At 41.1% G+C, this 18,578-nt stretch carries 17 protein-coding genes and 1 riboswitch; of the genes, 9 read left to right on the forward strand and 8 right to left on the reverse strand.

What is annotated here, in order from left to right:
- Positions 1-1,377: a capsule assembly Wzi family protein gene (locus tag EVU92_RS07390; protein ID WP_130050663.1), complete on the reverse strand. Its 1,377-nt coding sequence runs from the start codon at positions 1,375-1,377 to the stop codon at positions 1-3.
- Positions 1,374-1,856, reverse strand: a complete 483-nt coding sequence (gene coaD / locus EVU92_RS07395; protein ID WP_130050664.1) for a pantetheine-phosphate adenylyltransferase — start codon at positions 1,854-1,856, stop codon at positions 1,374-1,376. The genes EVU92_RS07390 and coaD overlap by 4 nt, the downstream gene beginning before the upstream one ends.
- A 218-nt stretch (positions 1,857-2,074) precedes the next feature.
- Between coaD and EVU92_RS07400 the strand changes: the two genes are divergently transcribed.
- Positions 2,075-2,728 carry a TetR/AcrR family transcriptional regulator gene (locus EVU92_RS07400; RefSeq protein WP_130050665.1) on the forward strand — a complete coding sequence of 218 codons (654 nt, stop codon included), beginning with the start codon at positions 2,075-2,077 and terminating at the stop codon, positions 2,726-2,728.
- Between the two features lie 108 nt (positions 2,729-2,836).
- Complete coding sequence (gene thiI, locus EVU92_RS07405; protein WP_130050666.1) at positions 2,837-4,294, forward strand: tRNA uracil 4-sulfurtransferase ThiI; 1,458 nt, start codon at positions 2,837-2,839, stop codon at positions 4,292-4,294.
- Between the two features lie 93 nt (positions 4,295-4,387).
- On the opposite strand, the gene EVU92_RS07410 is transcribed toward thiI, so the two are convergent.
- On the reverse strand, positions 4,388-5,281 hold the full coding sequence (locus EVU92_RS07410) for a 2-dehydropantoate 2-reductase (RefSeq protein WP_130050667.1): 894 nt from the start codon (positions 5,279-5,281) through the stop codon (positions 4,388-4,390).
- Positions 5,274-5,624: a VanZ family protein gene (locus EVU92_RS07415; RefSeq protein WP_130050668.1), complete on the reverse strand. Its 351-nt coding sequence runs from the start codon at positions 5,622-5,624 to the stop codon at positions 5,274-5,276. The genes EVU92_RS07410 and EVU92_RS07415 overlap by 8 nt, the downstream gene beginning before the upstream one ends.
- Before the next feature lie 157 nt (positions 5,625-5,781).
- Between EVU92_RS07415 and EVU92_RS07420 the strand changes: the two genes are divergently transcribed.
- The 3 genes from EVU92_RS07420 to EVU92_RS07430 all read left to right on the forward strand — a co-directional run bounded on the left by EVU92_RS07420 (position 5,782) and on the right by EVU92_RS07430 (position 8,864).
- Entirely contained in the window at positions 5,782-6,264 is a 483-nt protein-coding gene (locus tag EVU92_RS07420) for a YajQ family cyclic di-GMP-binding protein (protein ID WP_063703177.1), read from the forward strand.
- 143 nt (positions 6,265-6,407) lie between these two features.
- Positions 6,408-6,647: a hypothetical protein gene (locus EVU92_RS07425; protein WP_130050669.1), complete on the forward strand. Its 240-nt coding sequence runs from the start codon at positions 6,408-6,410 to the stop codon at positions 6,645-6,647.
- 175 nt (positions 6,648-6,822) lie between these two features.
- Positions 6,823-6,977, forward strand: a riboswitch (cobalamin riboswitch).
- A 33-nt stretch (positions 6,978-7,010) separates the two neighbouring features.
- Positions 7,011-8,864 (forward strand): TonB-dependent receptor, encoded by a 1,854-nt coding sequence (locus EVU92_RS07430; RefSeq protein WP_130050670.1) that lies wholly within the window; start codon positions 7,011-7,013, stop codon positions 8,862-8,864.
- A gap of 148 nt (positions 8,865-9,012) precedes the next feature.
- On the opposite strand, the gene msrA is transcribed toward EVU92_RS07430, so the two are convergent.
- The 3 genes from msrA to EVU92_RS07445 all read right to left on the reverse strand — a co-directional run bounded on the left by msrA (position 9,013) and on the right by EVU92_RS07445 (position 13,785).
- Positions 9,013-9,546, reverse strand: coding sequence for a peptide-methionine (S)-S-oxide reductase MsrA (gene msrA / locus EVU92_RS07435; protein ID WP_130050671.1), 534 nt, complete (start codon positions 9,544-9,546; stop codon positions 9,013-9,015).
- 84 nt (positions 9,547-9,630) lie between these two features.
- Positions 9,631-12,729, reverse strand: coding sequence for an efflux RND transporter permease subunit (locus EVU92_RS07440; protein ID WP_130050672.1), 3,099 nt, complete (start codon positions 12,727-12,729; stop codon positions 9,631-9,633).
- Positions 12,730-12,732: 3 nt separating this feature from the next.
- Entirely contained in the window at positions 12,733-13,785 is a 1,053-nt protein-coding gene (locus EVU92_RS07445; protein WP_130052251.1) for an efflux RND transporter periplasmic adaptor subunit, read from the reverse strand.
- 241 nt (positions 13,786-14,026) lie between these two features.
- Between EVU92_RS07445 and EVU92_RS07450 the strand changes: the two genes are divergently transcribed.
- The 4 genes from EVU92_RS07450 to EVU92_RS07465 all read left to right on the forward strand — a co-directional run bounded on the left by EVU92_RS07450 (position 14,027) and on the right by EVU92_RS07465 (position 17,383).
- Positions 14,027-14,734: a DUF2982 domain-containing protein gene (locus EVU92_RS07450; protein ID WP_130050673.1), complete on the forward strand. Its 708-nt coding sequence runs from the start codon at positions 14,027-14,029 to the stop codon at positions 14,732-14,734.
- A 33-nt stretch (positions 14,735-14,767) separates the two neighbouring features.
- Positions 14,768-15,100 (forward strand): hypothetical protein, encoded by a 333-nt coding sequence (locus EVU92_RS07455; RefSeq protein ID WP_130050674.1) that lies wholly within the window; start codon positions 14,768-14,770, stop codon positions 15,098-15,100.
- A gap of 83 nt (positions 15,101-15,183) precedes the next feature.
- On the forward strand, positions 15,184-16,860 hold the full coding sequence (locus tag EVU92_RS07460) for a DUF1566 domain-containing protein (RefSeq protein ID WP_130050675.1): 1,677 nt from the start codon (positions 15,184-15,186) through the stop codon (positions 16,858-16,860).
- A 1-nt stretch (position 16,861) separates the two neighbouring features.
- Positions 16,862-17,383: a DUF1566 domain-containing protein gene (locus tag EVU92_RS07465; protein ID WP_130050676.1), complete on the forward strand. Its 522-nt coding sequence runs from the start codon at positions 16,862-16,864 to the stop codon at positions 17,381-17,383.
- Here EVU92_RS07465 and EVU92_RS07470 read toward each other — a convergent pair.
- Complete coding sequence (locus EVU92_RS07470; RefSeq protein WP_130050677.1) at positions 17,371-18,480, reverse strand: tRNA nucleotidyltransferase; 1,110 nt, start codon at positions 18,478-18,480, stop codon at positions 17,371-17,373. The genes EVU92_RS07465 and EVU92_RS07470 overlap by 13 nt on opposite strands.
- Positions 18,481-18,578: the final 98 nt, after the last annotated feature.

Here is an 18,578-nt window from a genome sequence, read left to right on the forward strand (position 1 = left end):
TTAGAAACGGTATTCCCAGCTGGTTCTAAGCGCTGTGTTAGTTTCTGACTTATCACCCACTTCATCTTTAGAGATAATGCCAGTTACCTGCCAAAGGCCATCAAATACAGATTGTTGATAACCAAGCTCTAACTGTAGCTGACTCATATCTGTAGCCATCTCTGGATGTGCAGCTTCGCTTTCAATCCAACGTAACTTTGCATGGCCACCATAGCCATTTAAAGTGTGGTAATAGGCACCAAGGATAGCAGATTTACTTTGCAGGGGGATTGAGCTACCAAGTAAACGTGAGCGCTGTGTGTAGCTGCCAGAGCCGTATACGCAATCGCTAATTTGCTCACAAGTTTGCTCTGTATTTGAGTATTCAAAATAACTCTTTAGTAAATCCTCTGTTGAACCAAAGTAGCTTTCAACACCCAGCGTATAGAATGGCTCGCTCGGTGCTAAACCGCTTTTATTTCGACCCATAACTTCAGCATAAAAGGCAACAGGCTGCGTCATTAGAGTTGTAGAATACTTTACATCTAAACTGGTTAATCGGTGTTTTGATTCGATGCTCTCAAGGGTAACAGGGTCAATTTTTAGGTTAGTTAAATAGTCAGAGCCTGCACTATTAATAGCAACTTCAAGCCCTGTTAATGGTGTACTTGCAAACCTTAACGCCCAAAAGTCACCGTCTTCGGAATTATTAAGAAATGGCTTTTGTTTGGCGTAAATACCCGTTAACTGCCAGTTACCGATAAACGATAACCAACTTGGGCCTACATATTGCGTATTCGCTCTCGTAAAGCGCAGGCCTTTCATTGGCGCGGCATTATTTGATAGCAGTAGGGCGTTATCGTTACTTGGCCCCCACCAATGACTTACTTGTTCAGCACTGATTGACCAATTACCTAGTAAAACTGCTAAATAGCTATCTTGATAGGTCACATGTTGTTTATCAAGTGCATCATCGGCGTAATTAACACTGACCTTAGCACTTACGCGCTTCCCTGTGATAGAACCATAGCTATTTATGCCACTTTCTTGCTGGTGGCGTTTACCAAACCCTTGCTGGGTTAGTGGTTCGCTGTTGTAATTCAGGCGAATGCCTGAGCTCGACTTTTGTTTTGCATTATCAAGGGCATGCTTAACATGCTGATAAGCAAATAAGCTCTGCTCATCAAGTTGACTGGTATCTGCAATGTTTAGATCACGTGCAATACCTTGCCACATTAAGGGGTAACTATTAATAGGTTGTTTTATGACACCTTGGTTAAATAGCATTTCGATTGAAGCGCGAAGTAAAGGGTCGTCGCTTTCTATCCATGGTTCTGCAAGACTTGGCGCAGAGCACATTAGTAATGCAGTTAAGCTAATGAACTTTTTTAATTTCATCCGTGAATTTTTTCCTGTAGTGCTTTGGCTACGATAGGGTCAACAAACTCGCTTACATCACCATTGTGGCGTGCTACTTCTTTGACTAGAGTAGATGAAATAAATGAATTTTTTTCTGCAGGTGTCAAAAATACACTTTCTAGATCTGGATTTAGTCGACGATTCATATTTGCTAACTGAAATTCATAATCAAAGTCAGACACTGCACGAATACCTCGAATAAGTACTTCGGCTTTATGCTCGCGAGCTAAATCAGCTAATAAGCCAGAAAAGCCAATCACACTTACATTATCAAGGTGCGCTAAGATTTTATTGGCAAGCTCAACACGCTCATCGAGTGTAAAGCACGGCTGCTTACTAGGGTTATGTGCAATAGCAACAATAACTTTTTCGAACATTTTTGCAGCTCGATGAATTAAGTCGGTATGGCCATTTGTAAGGGGGTCGAAGGTACCCGGATAGATTGCAGTAACGTTCATAACTATCAGCGATTTATAAATTTGCCTGCTATATTAACAGTGTTTTCTCGACTATGCAGCTTAGAAAATACGCGTATCGGATTAGGAACCTTCACCTATATAAGGTAGTAAACCGATTGAGGTTATTATTTTTCAAGGTAGTATTTAATTGCCACGCATTTGTTTATACTGCTTGGCTGGGGAACGTAATAATCATAAAAAAACAGAGTAAATAGGCTATGAGCACAAAGGACAAAATCATACACACCAGCATTGAGTTATTTAATCGCCACGGTGAGCGTGCCATAACAACCAACCATATCGCCTCGCATATGGGGATAAGCCCAGGAAACTTGTATTATCACTTTAAAAATAAAGAAGATATTATTCGTCACATATTTGCTTTGTACAGCGACCATCTACACACTCATTTCAAGCCACTGACTCCTGATGACGATGCGCTTGAAAACCTAGCGGGTTATCTTGATTCGTTGTTTGAACAAATGTGGCGCTTTCAGTTTTTCTACGACAACTTAGGCGATATTTTATCTCGTGATGAAGAGCTGAAAAAAGGCTACATTGCGTTTCAAACTGAGCTTTTAGAGCAAGTTAAAGATGTACTTTTTGCATTACGTGAAGGCGGTGTTATTTGCATTGCAGACGAAGATGTTACAGAGCTTGCGCATATGCTTAAAATGACTGTGAGCTTTTGGACGCCTTACATCAAAGCTCGCCGCTTAAGTGGTGAACTTGCCAGAGCTGATATTTATAACGGTATTTTAAAAGTATTACTGCTATTAAAAGCTCATTGCACAGAGCAACATCTAGAGCAAGTTAACCAATTAAGAGCTAAGTATTTAGCCCTTGCTGAAACAGAGCAAAGCGAACAATAATCCCGCAAAGCAGTTTATTTCCTAGACGCTATAATTTTTGTTATAATCGCGCGCCCTTGAGGTTGCTTAACCTTGGGGCGTGTGAAATCCACAGTCTAAGAGTGAACTATGCTTAAATTTATCGTCAAACTACACCCTGAAATCGCGATCAAGAGTAAATCTGTTCGTAAACGTTTTACCAAGTTATTAGAAAATAATATTAAGATCGTTTTGCGTCGCGTTGACGAAAAAGTTCAGGTAAGAAACAACTGGGATAATATCTCTGTTGTCAGTTTGCTAGACTCTGAGCAAGTTCGCTTAGATATTATCGATGGCTTAAAACGCATTCCAGGTATCGTACAGTTTATTGAAGTAACAGAAACAGACTTTGACTCAATCGACGATATTTACCAAAAAGCACTTGAACTAATCGGTCATACCATTGCAGGCAAAACATTCTGTGTGCGTTGTAAACGTTCAGGTAAGCATGATTTCACCTCAAGCGATGTAGAGCGCTACGTAGGTGGTGGCTTAAACCAGCATGTTGAAGGTGCACGCGTTAAATTATCTCACCCAGAGGTGACAGTTCGTTTAGAAGTGCGTGATGATAAAGCTTATATCGTTACTCAAACTCACTACGGTATGGCAGGCTTCCCGCTACCAACACAAGAAGATGTACTATCGCTAATGTCGGGTGGCTTTGACTCAGGTGTTGCAAGCTATCAAATGATCCGTAAAGGTGCACGTACTCACTTCTTGTTCTTTAACCTAGGTGGTGCGGCTCACGAAATCGGTGTTAAGCAAGCGAGTTACTACATCTGGAAGCAGTTTAGCTCTACTCATAAAGTGAAGTTCGTTACGGTTGATTTTGAACCTGTAGTCGCTGAAATTTTAGAAAACGTTGAAAACAGCCAAATGGGTGTTGTTCTTAAACGTATGATGATGCGTGCAGGTAGCCAAGTTGCAGAAAAGCTAGGTGTACAAGCACTGGTAACTGGTGAAAGCATTGGTCAGGTATCGAGCCAAACGCTTGCTAATTTAAGTGTTATTGACCGTGTAACTGAAACCTTAATTATTCGTCCGTTAATCCAACACGATAAACAAGATATTATTAATATTGCACGTCAAATTGGTACGGCTGAAATGGCAGAAAGCATGCCTGAGTATTGTGGTGTTATTTCTAAGAAGCCAACAGTTAAAGCAAAAATCAAAACGATTCTTGCTGAAGAAGCTAAGTTTGACTTCGACGTGCTAAATACGGTTGTTGAGAATGCCCGTGTGATGGATATTCGCGATATCGACACCGAAGCAAAAGAAGAAGTGAAAGAAGCTGAGTCTGTATCTGACTTACCAGAGGGGGCAGTTGTTGTTGATATTCGCTCACCTGAAGAAGAAGATGCAAATCCATTAGAGCTTGAAGGTATTGAAGTTGTTCATTTACCTTTCTTCCGCTTAGCGACTAAATTTGGTGACTTACCAAAAGATAAAGAATATTACTTATATTGTGCTAAAGGTGTGATGAGCCAGCTACAAGCGCTGATCCTTCACGAAGAAGGCTACAGCAACGTAAAAGTGTATCGCCCGTAAGGGATAGTGATAAAAGCGCGACATGTTCGCGCTTTTTTAATGCCGAAAATAACTGCGAGAAACGAAAGCTAGTAACTTTACTCTTTCCCTTAGCTAACTTTTTATTTTTATCATGCTAAGCATTGCTTGATTATAAGGTGTTTTTACGCCTAATTTAGCGCCTTGTTCACACACATAACCACAAATTGCATCAATTTCAGACTCTCGATTATGGCTGATGTCTTGCTGCATAGAAGAAAAGTTTTCAGCGGTTGCCGTCATCACTGAATAGGCTTGGTCCAGTGCCTCGCTAAGCTTTACGTCAACACCTTGTTTATTGGCAACAAGGCATGCTTCATTGAGCAAGTTAATGATACGAGTACTAAATTGCGGTGCACGTAATTGGCCATTTTTAATGTTATGAATCGCTGTTAACGGGTTTATGGCAATATTCACTAACAGCTTTTGCCAACGCAATGAGTGGATATCATCACTAACAGAAAAGTGTGGCAAGTAGCTAAACTGCTGCTTTAGCTCATTGAGCTTTCCACTCGCAGCGTTATTGCAAGCACCCAGCACGCTTTCGCCATTACCAGTATGGCTCACACTATAAGGCGTTGTTTTAAAGCCAGCTAAACGCGTTGTTAAAAACGCTAATCCTTGAGAGTCTAACAACTGGGCATTAACTTCATCAACATTACCCATACCATTATGAGAAATAACGATTTGGCATTTTTTACTAAGGTAAGGTTTTATTTGTCCAAAGGCAGCTTGCACCTGAAATGCTTTAACTGTGATTAATACTAAGTCAAAGGGGGCGGATTGACTAAGCTCTTTGTGGTGAATAAGGCGAGCTTTAATTGGATGTGATTTACCATTACTGGCTTGATAAAAGCGCGTGGTCAGGGTTGGCTTACGGGTCAGCAATGTAATGTCATGTTGTGCAGATAAAAAATGGCTAAACAACAAGCCAATCGCACCGTCGCCAACAATTAATATGTTAGCCATTACGTTGCTTACTACCTACATGAAAACCAAGTTTTATAATAAAATAGCTTACAGCACCGATAAAATCAGCGACAAAATCCCCAACCGAAGCTTGACGGTAAGGCAGCATATCTTGCATAAACTCTATGGCCGCACCATATCCGGCTAATAGTAAAATTTGCACCAAAAGAGGCAATTTAAAGGCTTTGTCCATCACCATAGCCAGTACAAAGAAAATACCAAAATGCGCCACTTTATCTACGTGTGGAAAGAGGTTGCTCACCCCTTTAATTTCTTTGGCAAATAAAATTGTAAAGCCAATAATGCTGGCTAAAAAGATAACTTGGTAAACACGCCTTGTCACAATAAACCCTAAAAATGCCGAAATTGAATGGTCAGTATATCAAACAATTTTTGCATCGCACCTGAACAAATCGGATAAAAATAGAAAGAATCGACAAATAAGCGTTATAATTGCCAACCATAAATGAATTTAAAAAAGACTATGTTAGGAGAACCCCATGCCTTCATTTGATATTGTTTCTGAAGTAGAAATGAACGAAGCGCAGAATGCAGTAGATAATGCAAAGCGTGAACTAGAGACGCGTTTTGATTTTCGTGGTGTTGATGCATCAATCGAACTAAGTGATAAAGTAATCAAGTTAAAAGCAGAAGCACCACAACAAGTTATGCAACTTTTTGACATTCTTGCTGCGAAAATTTCAAAGCGTGGCTTAGATGTATCTAGCTTAGAATTAAGAGATGAGTCGCGTAGTGGTAAATACGTAATGCGTGACGTTGCGCTTAAGCAAGGTATTGAAAAAGACGTAGCGAAGAAAATCGTTAAATTAATCAAGGACTCAAAAATCAAAGTACAAGCCGCTATTCAAGGTGAAGAATTACGTGTAACAGGTAAAAAACGTGATGATTTACAAGAAGCAATGCAAGTTGTTCGTACTGCTGATTTAGGTCAACCATTCCAGTTCAAAAACTTCCGCGATTAATACTCTGTGTTTATAGCTTTGAGCTGTAGGTTTTAAGCTATAAACCTGCAAGTTTCTGAACTTTACAAGGAGCGTATTTTGAGACGAATATTAGGTTACAGAGAAAAAGATATCTTCTAGCTATTTTCAGCTAGAGGATATTTATGTCAGTAAAGAACAAAACAATTGACCGTAATAAACACGGTAAAATAAACAGAAAATACACAGGCCCACACAGTACTTATTTTTACCAACAAACACCAAGTTGGTGGGTGAAAATGACGATGACCAAGCCAAGAAGACGCTTAAATAAAGCTCTTTGCAAGCTTGTGCTGAATGGTGCTGACCCAGAAGGAATTGTTTTTCCGTTAGGAAATTCAAAACCTCACGAGTACTTCTGGTAATCATTGTTTTATAAAAGCCAATCACCATGCTGATTGGCTTTTTTGATCTGACTCCACTTACAGTTTGAAGCTTTAGGCTTAAAGCTTTGCTTTAGAAGTATAGCCGTCCATTGACTTTCTTCCCCAAAATCATCACAATAACGGCCTATTTTCGAGGTGCTTGCTGTATCTTCAGATACGTTATATTTCAAAGGGTGAAATAGTCGCAAGATAATCGGGAAGTCGGTGCGTTTTCAGGGAGAAAACAATGCCAACACTGCCCCCGCAACGGTAATGTATATGCCATGCATGTACAGAGTCCGGAGACCGGCCTTGAATTAACTTACTATTCGCGTGTGCGGTGGGCACAGGCTAGGGGATATCATGCTAAATAAATCTGCGTTATGCGTAGCGGTTGCTGCTGCGTTATCTTTTTCTGTATCTGCTGACGAGCAATCAATAGAGCACATCACAGTTACTGCCAATAAATTCGAACAATCAATTAATGATGTATTAGCCAGTGTCACTGTTATTGACCGTGCTGATATTGAAGCAAGCTATGTGCGTGACTTACCAAGCTTACTGGCGACTCAAGCAGGCTTTCAAATTAATGCTAATGGTGGTTTTGGGCAAAGCTCAGGTGTTTCTTTACGTGGTGCAAGCTCTCGTCATACGCTTATTTTAATTGATGGTGTACGTACAGGCTCTGCAACACTTGGTTATAAAAGTATTAGCAATATTCCTTTAAACAGTATTGAGCATGTTGAAGTAATTAAAGGCTCACGTGCTGCTGTATATGGCTCTGATGCGCTAGCAGGTGTGATTAATATCATTACGCGTAAAGCACAAAACACGACCTTAGACGTGACTTTTGGCTCAGACTCTTATCAAGAGTACCAAGTAGCGACGGGTGGTCAGTTTGCGGGTGTTGATGTTGCTGTTAATGCTGGTTATGAAAAAACAGATGGTTTTGATGTTCTTCAAGGTCTAGCGCCAGATGAAGACGGCTACGAAAACAAAAACCTTGGCTTTAATCTAGGTTATCAAAATGAGCAATTAGGTGAATTTTTAGCTCAAGCACAGTACTCAGAAGGCGAAGCCAAATACGACAGTGCTTATAGCCCAGCAAACAGTACCGTAGAAAAAGGCGAGTTCGAAAATTACCAAGCTTCATTAAGTTGGAAAAAAGCCTTCGAAAAACACAGCCATGCCATCGATATTGCCATATCAAGTGATAGTTCAGATGACTCACGTATTGATTACACTGGTGCAACGGTGGTTGATAAGTTTGAAACTGAGCGTGAGCAAATCGATTACAATGGCCAATACTTTTTCAATCAAGCACTGACTCTTAGTGGCGGTTTGAATTGGTATAAAGATGAAGTGAACACTAACTCAGGTACATACTTAAAAGACAGCCGTGAAGTATTCGCTGTGTTTGTTGGCGCATATTATGATGACGAACAAGTACTCGCTAACCTGACAGTTCGCCAAGATGATGATCAGCAGTTTGGTGATGAAACAACATACACTGCAGCTGTAGGCTATCACTTAAATGACATCGCCACATTCCGTGTTAGTCAAAGTACTGGTTTTAAATCTCCAACATTTAATGATCTATATTACCCAGGCTCAGGTAATCCAGAGTTAAACCCTGAAACATCAGATAACCAAGAGCTTGGTTTATCACTCAATGTGAATGATATTAGTCTTGATATTGCGATTTTCCGCAGCGAAATCGACAATAAAATCGCTTGGGCACCAAATGCATCAGGGCAATGGATCCCAACCAATATAAACGAAGCTCGCCACGAAGGTGTTGAATTTAGTTTTAAAAACCAAGTGTTTGGCTTTGATCATAGCTTTAACTTTACCTACCTTTCAGCGGAAGATACACAAACAGGTCAGTCACTAACCTATGTGTCAAATCACAGTGTGAATTGGTCATTGCACAAAGCATGGGGTGATTTTGATGCCGGTATCGATATGCAATACCGTGGAGATCGTGATGGTAAGTTAACGCACTTACCTTCATATACATTATGGAATTTAGTAGGTCACTACCAAGCGACTGACAACTTAACTGTGTCACTACGAATAGAAAACCTATTCGATAAAGATTACAACGCCGTTGATGCTTATGGCACTGACTTAGATGGTGACTTCATCAACGATGAATATTACTACTACAACACGGCTGAGCGCCGCTTGTTTGTAGGTGCCCGTTATCAGTTCTAATAGTTATTAAGGCCAGCTGAGCTGTTTGCTTAAAGCGAGTAATTGACATTAATTTGCCCATTCATGTCATTTGTATAAGTAAAAAACAAGCTCAGCTTCATTATTAGTTCTGCGTCTAAAAGCTCGCTACCTACTTAGCGGGCTTTTTTCATTTTAGTTTATCAGCGAAATATTGCTCGAACTTAGCAAGCTTTGGGGCAATAAGTATGCTGCAATAACCTTGATTCGGGTTTTCATTGTAATAGTCTTGGTGGTACTGCTCTGCAGGATAAAAGTTTGATAGAGGGCTGAGTTCAGTCACAATGGGTTCACGAATTTGCTTTTGTAAAGCATCAATCATGGCTTGTGACTCAGTTTTTTGTTGTTCATCATGATAATAAATCACACTGCGATACTGCGTGCCGACATCATTACCTTGACGGTTTAACTGTGTGGCATCATGTAAAGTGAAGAACATTTCAAGTAGGGTGTTATAGCTCACAACACTGCTGTCGAAATCAAGCTGAACAACCTCGGCATGACCTGTTAAGCCAGTACAAATTTGCTGATAACTAGGGTTTTCAATCTCGCCGCCAGCATAGCCAGAGCTGACATTAAGTACTCCTTTCACACGTCTAAATGCTGCATCAATACACCAAAAGCAGCCGCCGCCAAAAGTAGCTATTTGTATGTTGTTATCCATATTTAACTTCCTTACCTTTTTGCTGACTATAGCTGAAAAAACAAAACGCCGTAAAGACGGCGTTTTGTAACATCTTAAACTCGTTTAAATTTCTTCTAACGGCTTATCTTTTGCCTGTTGTTCTAACTTGCTTTGTAAGTACTCAGGCGACTGGGTATTTCTGGCTAGCGCACTGTATGCTGCAGGTACTACGAATAAGGTAAGTAAGGTTGCAACAATAACACCAGTAAATACCACCACACCAATTACCATACGGCTTTCTGCACCTGGGCCACTTGCAAGTACTAGCGGTACCGAGCTCATTACAGTGGTCAGTGAGGTCATGATAATGGGGCGTAAACGCTGCGTAGCTGCTTGAGTAATCGCTTCGTCAAACTCAACGCCTTTATCGCGTAGTTGGTTAGCAAACTCAACAATCAAAATACCGTTTTTCGCACTCAAACCAATTAGCATTACGATACCAATTTGGCTGTAAATATTCAGAGTGAGATCTGTGTACCATAAGCCAAATAATGCGCCGACTAAACCAAGCGGAACGGTAAGCATGATCACAAACGGGTGAATGAAGCTTTCAAACTGGGCTGCAAGTACTAAGAAAGTTACAGTTAGTGCAAGAATGAATACATAGGTCATTGCTGATGCGCCTTCATAGAATAGTTGCGATTCACCTTTGTAGTCAATTGCACCGTCTATGTCATTTTCTTCAGCCGCAACTTGATTTAAGAAGTTCAGCGCTTCTTCTAAGGTATAGCCATCTGCTAAATTCGCACTTAACGTAATTGCGCGCATACGGTTATAGCGGTTCAAACGAGACGCAGTGGCTTCTTCTTTTAAACTAATTAAGCTATCTAGCGGAACCAATTCGCCACTGCGTGATTTTAAGTAGATATTTGAAATATCAGTCGGGTTAGCAAAATCTTCTTTGGTCCCTTTTAAAATTACATCGTATTCTTCACCGCGGTCGATAAAGGTCGTTACGCGACGTTGGCCTAACATGGTTTCTAGCGTGCGACCTACATCAGATACAGAAACACCTAAATCTGCAGCTTTGTTTTTATCAATGTTGATTAAAAACTGCGGGAAGGTTTCTTTGTAATCATGGTCGATTCTCACCAAACCAGGGTTTTTCTCTGCACGCTGGATAATACGGTCTCGCCAATCAGCTAGTTGATCGTAATCGTTACCTTGCAATACAAACTCAATTGGGCGTGATGAACCACCGCCACCGATACCACGGCGCATAATCGCAAAAGCCCGTACGTCGGTCACTTCCGTCATCTTACCGCTAATTTCATCCATTACTTCCCAAGTTGAGCGCTTGCGTTTATCCCAATCAGCCATTCCTATGATAGCCACGCCACCTTGACCACCCCAACCCGGGACTCGAATAAGCACGCGACTTAATTCACCAGATTCAGAGTAAGGCATCAAACGCTCTTCAATTTTTGCCATGTTAGCCGCATTATTCTCATAACTAGCGCCTTCTGGGCCGCTCATCATAATAAAGAATGTTCCACGGTCTTCTTTTGGCGTCAGCTCTGATGGCACTTTTTGAAATAGCATAAAGCTGGCAACACCAGCCAAAATCATCATTAGTAGTAAGCTCCACTTACGACTCATATTTGAAGTAAGTGAATTACGATAGGCGTTTTCAATTTTGTTAAATGTTCTATCCATCCACTGGCTAAACTTACTTTCTTTTTCTGATGGCTTCAGTACTTTTGAGCAAAGTGCCGGAGAAAGGGTTAAGGCTGTAATACTAGAGAAGAACACTGCGGCGCTTACTGCCATAGCAAATTCGGTGAATAGTGCGCCGATACGGCCATCCATAAACACCAGCGGTACGAAGACTGCAATTAGTACGAGCGTAGTGGCGATAATCGCAAAGCCAACTTCACGGGCACCACGAAACGCAGCAAGAAGAGGCGGTTCACCTAACTCTATTCGGCGGTGAATATTTTCAAGCATTACAATTGCGTCATCTACGACTAAACCTATCGCAAGAACGAGAGCTAATAGAGTCAGTAAGTTGATTGAGTAACCCATAGCAAGCAAGAACATAAAGCTACCAACTAGCGCTACTGGTACCGTGACTGCAGGTACCAGTGTTGCACGAATATTACCTAAGAATAGGTAGATAACCAATACAACCAGTGCCATTGAAATCCCAAGCGTTCTATATACTTCATCAATTGATTCTTTGATAAAAATAGATGAGTCATAGCTGTCTTGAATGGTTGTGCCTTCTGGCAGGTTACGCTTGATTTTTTCAAGTTCTGCGCGGGCATTATCAACGACGGTAAGAGTATTGGCTTTGGCCTGCTTTACAATGCCTAAGCCAATCATATTTCTGCCATTACCGCGAAACAGACTTTCGTCGTCAGCGGCTTCTAAGTGAACATCAGCCACTTCACCTAAACGTACTAAATAGCCATCTTCACCACGTTTAATAACCAAGTTTCTAAAGTCTCGCTGATCTTTATAACTACGGGCGGTACGTACTGTAAAATCACGGTCGATAGACTCGATTTCTCCAGCGGGTAATTCAACGTTTTCAGTTCGTAACGTGTTTTCGATATCGCTACTGGTTATACCGCGTGCAGCCATCGCTTTACGGTTTAACCAGATTTTCATTGCGTATTTACGTTCACCACCAACACGCACGTTTGAGACACCGTCAACAACGGCTAATCGGTCAACAATAAAGCGTTGTGCATAATCAGATAACTGTAATGAATCCATGGTAGTACTGTTTAGTACGAACCATGCAATTGGGCTTTCATCGCTGTTTGATTTAGATACCTCTGGCGGGCGAACTTGCTCAGGTAAGCTATCTAGGGCACGGGCTACACGTTCGCGTACATCGTTTGATGCAGCATCGATATCACGGCTGATATTAAACTCAATGGTGATATTTGAGCGACCATTACGGCTCGATGAATTAATACTTTTGATGCCTTCGATACCCGAAATGCGGTTTTCGAGTACTTGGGTGATTTTGGTTTCAATAATCTCTGCGCTGGCACCAGTGTAATCAGTGCTAACGCTGACAATCGGTGTTTCAATATCCGGGTATTCTCGCAGTGGGAGCATAGAAAATGCCACCAAACCAAAGGTAAGTAATAACAGGTTGATTACGATCGCAAAGACCGGGCGTTTAACGCTAGTATCAGTAATTTTCATGGTTTAGCCCTTGATACTTACTTTGCTGCCAGTACGGATCTTAATAATGCCTTCAGTCACAACTTGCTGACCACTTTCAAGGCCTTTATCAATGGCTACCCAGCCATTGTGACGACCTGCCACATGTACTTCTACTTTGTTAGCAACGCCATCTTCAATTTGGAACACATAGTGTTTGTCTTGCTGAGGGATTACGGCTTTCTCTGGCACCATTAGCGCTTGGTTTGAACTTAACTCTAACGCCGTGTTCAGCAACATGCCTGGTCGCAATAAACCACTTTTATTAATAAAGCTTGCAGTTACTTCAACGCTACGTGTTATAGAATCAATACGAGAACTAATGTGGGTCACTTTACCGTTAAAGGTTTTTTCTGGGTAGGCATCATTTTGCGTCATCACTTTCATACCAAGCTGCAACTGAGCTAGGTATTTTTCTGGCACTTTAAAGTCGACCTTAATAATGCTGATATCATCAAGTGTGGTAATGTTTGTTGTATTGCTAACATAAGTACCAATTGAAATTTCGCGCTTGCCTAGCAAGCCAGAAAATGGCGCTTTGATGGTCATTTCTGCCAGCTTTGTTTTAGCACTTTCAAGTTGTGCTTCGGTTGCGTCAACCCGCGATAATTGCTCTTCAAGTAATGATTTAGCAGTCGCTTGTGAGCGAGATAACTCAGTGAGGCGCTCAAGTTGGCGGCGTTCTTCGCGTAAATTAATACTTAGCTCTTTTACTGCTAATTCTTCTTCTTGAGATTGCAATTGAACTAGTTTTTGACCTTTACTCACTAAGTCGCCATCATTGAAAAAGATATCGGTAACATAATCGTTTTGCGCGCTGCGAATATAAATCGCTTGGTTAGCACGAGCGCTACCAATTGCTTCAATGAGTACTGCATTTTCCTCGGCTGTAACAGTGTGCGCTGTTACTTGTGTTGCACGGTTGCCAAAGTTGCTTTGCTCCCCTTGGCTTGAAGGTAAATACAAATAAATACATAACCCAAGTAAAAGGGTAATAATAAAAGGAAAAAGTGCTTTACCAGATTGTGTAGAATACATCATCGTGTTACCAGAAAATTAGTTGAGTGTAGTGTACAAAATTAGTACGTGCCCCGTATGTCAGGTATCTCATAAATTTGTGCATTTGGCGTAAAAGTTAAAAGTTCGGCTAATTTGTTCCTTTATTGTGACTAAAAGAGAGGTTTTAGTATGGGTAAAGAACCAAAGTGTAATTATTGTTTAACGCTTAGAAAGATAGTTTTGGTCACAATTGTGATGTTTATTTTTTACTTTTCAGTATATGGATAAGAAACTTCCTGCACTCAAAGTGCGTGCTCAAGCATCTCGCCATGGCAGCGAGTTTTTAATTGTTGGCGGTATTGGGTTAATCATTATTATGTTGGTTAACTTATTGAGGCCCGGTGAAATTAGCATTGTTGAGATTTTTTTAGCAACAACCTGTATTGCCGCAATTTTTATTGGCTTTTTAAAAACTCAAGAACCATACTTTAGCCTAACATTTACTCAGAATTTACTTATTTATCATCACAAAATTGGGAATTGGCAGCTAAATCGTGCTAATTTTCATCATAGTGGTATACCAAAAGTGGAACAAGGCTTAGAATACCTTGAGTTAAACGCAGTTGGTATTAAACTCAATAACATAGATGAATTTTTAACTCAGATTTCCCCGAGAATTGCTGGACGATTACTGATAGAGCAACGTCATTTATTTATGCAAGTCATTCAAAAATATTGCAAAAATGGTGATTGCCCATCAGAATGGTTAATAGAAGAGACGGACTACACTGCCCCTAGTGGTCAGCTTTACAAAGGATTGATTGCCATGTTTGCTAATCGTACGCAGCATTTAAGGCAATTAACAGGATACGATTTATTGTTGCCAGCCAATGTTCTTGATGTTGATATTTGGCAATTTAGTGCTGATTTAAATCGTTGGAAACTGAATCCTAATGAGTTTATTGAGGCGCGTTTACAGAAAAAGTAAGCAGTTAGGTGCAGTAAGTAGCAGGATAAGACTATGAGTCAAGAACGTTCTTTTATTAAAAGCGGTCGAAACACAATAATACACAAAGATAAAAAACTCGACTTAGTGGTTGTGAATGGTGAGAATCACCCACGCATTAAAGTTACTCAAAATGGTTTAGAGCCGTTTAAAGACGACCTGCCAAAAAACCGTCGTGAAGCCAAAGAGCGCTACTTAGAGATGGTGTATGTAGCAAGCCCTGATGTATTTGCAGAAGAAAAACGTTTGTTGTTTATCCAAGCCCTCGATGGCAGAGAATACAAAGTCGATTACAGTAAAGTAGGTACAAAGCTTTTCGTTCGTATCCATCAAGAAAGTTATTTATAAACCCGAGTCTGGCACTTTAATTGCTTGTTATTAGCTTATTTGGCAGTCGGCCATGACCGACTTTGCATTTTAAGGTGGTAAACATGAGATTAGTGCCTCTTACCCTAGTTGCATTAACGACATTAACAGCCTGTGGCGGCGGTGGTGGTTCGAGTGATTCGAATCCAGTCGCAGCAACAGTTAATGCAGGCTCAGATCAGCAAATTATTGAAAAAAGTGAATTTACTGTCTTTGCCAAAGGCTCTCCAGCAGATGGCACTTTTACCTGGGAGCGAGTCAGTGGCCCAGCAGTAGAAGGCTTTCCAGCTGAAGGCGCAGAACAAACCATTACCGCTCCTGATATTAAACTCGACTCTGAACTTGTTTTAAAAGTAAATTATCAAACTGATGGGCAACTTGTTTCCGATCAAGTTAGTATTTTTATTACCTCTAATAATCAACTGCCAGTTGCAGTGATCACTCAAACCGCGCCAGAAGAGTTACCATCACAATACAATGATGTGATTACATTAAGTGGCGAAGAGTCTGCTGATATCGATGAAAATGGTTCGGTTGATAGCTACTTATGGACTCAACTTGATGGCCCTGAATTAACGGCTGATAGTTACGACAAGCAAACCATTAGTTTCACTCACCCACTACTTGAATCAAATACAGCGATGACTTGGCGCTTGACTGTAACCGACGATGAAGGTGGTTCAGCGAGCACTGAAGCGTCGTTTACATTAAATAAAACGGTTGAAGTAATTATTGCTGATGCGGGCGTTGATCAACAAGTTATCGAGTTTGATACCGTGACGCTTGATGCTAGCAATAGTGAAATCGTGACGGCAACAAAATCATGTTTTTGGCAGCAATTAACAGGCGAAACAGTGACTTTGGCAAACCAGAATCAATGTATCACAACTTTCGTCGCTCCTGATGTTGATACCGATTCAGAGCTGAGCTTTGAAGTTACCGTGACAGACAGTAAATCACGTAGCGACACGGATATTGTGATTATAGATATAAGCCCAAAACCTCTGGGTTTAATTAATGATACCGGCATGAGTGATTGCTACAACAACTCACAAAAAATTAATTGTGACAGCGAAGACTTTCCAAGCCAAGACGCTGATATAGGTCGTGACAGCGTCGCAAATCAACTCGATAAAGTTGGTCAGGGTGACTTGGCGTTTGATTTTACGAAAATGAATGAATTTGCCGATGAACTACCTGATGATGCTACTCGCTTTAGCTGCGTACGCGATAACGTGACAGGGCTTATATGGGAAGTGAAAGAAGCAAGTTCAACATTGCCACCGTCAACCACCGAGCGTGCTGGATCAAATCATTATACTTGGTATCTAAATGGTTCAACTGGAGTGCAAACTGGCAGTGTACAAGGGGCTGCGGGCTCTACATGCCCAAGTACTAGTAACTGTGGCTTGCAAACTTATATTGATGATGTAAATAGCCGCGACTTTTGCGGTGGTACAAACTGGCGTGTGCCCACTTACACTGAATTATTAGGGCTATTAGATTATGCCAAACAAGGTGAGTCTACGTTACTTAATACAGACTTTTTCCCTAATCAGCCTAGTGATACTCAGCTAAGTACTAGTAGCAGTTCGTTTATGCCATATTGGACCTCACAAACAGCGGCAGATGGTACAAGTCTATCGCAGGCCTATATTATTGATATGAGTAGTGCTAATGATTTAGCGTACCCCAAAAATAACACCGCCTTTGTGCGCTTAGTCAGAACGCCGGGAGAGTAATATGCGAAAGTTACCTTTAATTACCGCACTTACCGTTATTGCTTTGCAATCGGGTTATGTCGCAGCGCAAGTATGTTATAACGCCGTCACAGAGACCACCCCTGATAGCCGTTTTGTGATTAACGAAGATGGTACAGTCAGCGACAGCGCAACGGGCCTTATGTGGCAACGTTGTACATTTGGTCAAAGCTATAATAGTGAAACGGATACCTGTGAAGGGACCAGCCAGCAACTTACCTGGGGTGAGGCACTGCGCGGGGCTGAAAATGCAACCTTTGCTGATTACAGCGATTGGCATGTGCCAAATGTTAAGGAGTTAGCAAGCATTTTAGAGCACAGTTGTGTGCAGCCTAGTATTAACGAAACGGCGTTTTTATCAACTAAGCTGCAAAACTATTGGAGTAGCACTTCAGGGATCAGTCGCACTGATCTTGCTTGGGTGTATCAATTTGATAAAGGCATAAATAGCCTTCATGCAAAAACATCTGATGTTTATTTGCGTTTGGTGCGCTACGAAAAGTAATTTTTAATAACCTCTAACCGCGCTTGCTCAAGCGCGGTTTTTATTTCTGCCCCTTTAATACCTTGCGCAATAAACTGCTGCGGATTAACTGCACGCGCTTGCGCTGCTGCTTTTATTATTGACTCATAGCAGGCAACTGACTGTTGATGACTAACCTCTAAAACCTTTAATACCTGTTCAAAGCGTTCTGGGCGACGCCATAAATCAAGTTGATTAAAGCTGCTAAAAATAGCCTCGCTAGTCGGTTTTTCTGCGCTTAACGTTGTTTGATGTATTTGACTAAATAGCGCTAAATCACGTACTTCATTAGGTAAGCGTATGCTAGTTGCAATGATCTTTATCTCGTCACTTGAAAGCGATAAGGTGACTTGACTGAATAACACTGCAATGTCATTAATTTGCAGTTTATTAGCATAGGCAAAGCGTGCTTGTAGCGTGTTGTAAAGCTCATCGCACCACTTTTCTTCAAGCTCCGCGCTTACGACATGCAGACCGCCAATACTAGCAAGCACATTTAGAAACTCGCTAAATGCACCGTCACTGAGAGACTTTTCGCACTCTAACCACACTCGTTCAGCGGTGAGAGTGTTAAGTTCACCCGCCTTCACCATATCAATTAAAAGAGCTTTGGTTTCTGGAGCAATAGTGAAACCTAGGTAATGATAACGAGCGGCAAAACGGGCTACCCGTAATATTCTCAATGGATCTTCACTAAAGGCATCAGAAACATGACGAAGTAAGCGATTTTCTAAGTCTTGTTGGCCAGAAAAAGGGTCAATTAAGCTGCCATCTTCAGCTTGTGCAATGGCATTTACAGTGAGATCTCGGCGAATTAAGTCTTGCTCTAGTGTCACATCCGGCGCGAAATCACAAATAAAGCCGTTATAGCCTTGGCCTTGTTTTCGCTCGGTGCGAGCTAGCGCGTATTCTTCTTTACTTTGAGGATGTAAAAATACCGGGAAGTCTTTACCAACTTGTTGATAGCCTTGACTAATAAGTTGCTCAGGCGTTGCGCCAACCACCACATAGTCACGCTCTTTAATGTCACGACCAAGTAGGGCATCTCTGACTGCGCCACCGACTAAATAAACCTGCATAAAACACCTCTAATTTTGCCTTTTGGCTATTTTACGTTATTTAACCAATAAAATGTAAACAAGGTTTTAAGTAGCGAGGTTTTTTGCCATTATAGACC

The organism is Pseudoalteromonas sp. MEBiC 03485 (assembly GCF_004195145.1).
Lineage (GTDB): Bacteria > Pseudomonadota > Gammaproteobacteria > Enterobacterales > Alteromonadaceae > Pseudoalteromonas > Pseudoalteromonas apostichopi.

Bases quoted from the DNA above. Each gene is read 5' to 3' on its own strand.
- EVU92_RS07390 (WP_130050663.1), bottom strand. From the start codon at position 1,377: ATGAAATTAAAAAAGTTCATTAGCTTAACTGCATTACTAATGTGCTCT.
- coaD (WP_130050664.1), bottom strand. From the start codon at position 1,856: ATGAACGTTACTGCAATCTATCCGGGTACCTTCGACCCCCTTACAAAT.
- EVU92_RS07400 (WP_130050665.1), top strand. From the start codon at position 2,075: ATGAGCACAAAGGACAAAATCATACACACCAGCATTGAGTTATTTAAT.
- thiI (WP_130050666.1), top strand. From the start codon at position 2,837: ATGCTTAAATTTATCGTCAAACTACACCCTGAAATCGCGATCAAGAGT.
- EVU92_RS07410 (WP_130050667.1), bottom strand. From the start codon at position 5,281: ATGGCTAACATATTAATTGTTGGCGACGGTGCGATTGGCTTGTTGTTT.
- EVU92_RS07420 (WP_063703177.1), top strand. From the start codon at position 5,782: ATGCCTTCATTTGATATTGTTTCTGAAGTAGAAATGAACGAAGCGCAG.
- EVU92_RS07425 (WP_130050669.1), top strand. From the start codon at position 6,408: ATGTCAGTAAAGAACAAAACAATTGACCGTAATAAACACGGTAAAATA.
- EVU92_RS07430 (WP_130050670.1), top strand. From the start codon at position 7,011: ATGCTAAATAAATCTGCGTTATGCGTAGCGGTTGCTGCTGCGTTATCT.
- msrA (WP_130050671.1), bottom strand. From the start codon at position 9,546: ATGGATAACAACATACAAATAGCTACTTTTGGCGGCGGCTGCTTTTGG.
- EVU92_RS07440 (WP_130050672.1), bottom strand. From the start codon at position 12,729: ATGAAAATTACTGATACTAGCGTTAAACGCCCGGTCTTTGCGATCGTA.
- EVU92_RS07445 (WP_130052251.1), bottom strand. From the start codon at position 13,785: ATGTATTCTACACAATCTGGTAAAGCACTTTTTCCTTTTATTATTACC.
- EVU92_RS07450 (WP_130050673.1), top strand. From the start codon at position 14,027: ATGGATAAGAAACTTCCTGCACTCAAAGTGCGTGCTCAAGCATCTCGC.
- EVU92_RS07455 (WP_130050674.1), top strand. From the start codon at position 14,768: ATGAGTCAAGAACGTTCTTTTATTAAAAGCGGTCGAAACACAATAATA.
- EVU92_RS07460 (WP_130050675.1), top strand. From the start codon at position 15,184: ATGAGATTAGTGCCTCTTACCCTAGTTGCATTAACGACATTAACAGCC.
- EVU92_RS07465 (WP_130050676.1), top strand. From the start codon at position 16,862: ATGCGAAAGTTACCTTTAATTACCGCACTTACCGTTATTGCTTTGCAA.
- EVU92_RS07470 (WP_130050677.1), bottom strand. From the start codon at position 18,480: ATGCAGGTTTATTTAGTCGGTGGCGCAGTCAGAGATGCCCTACTTGGT.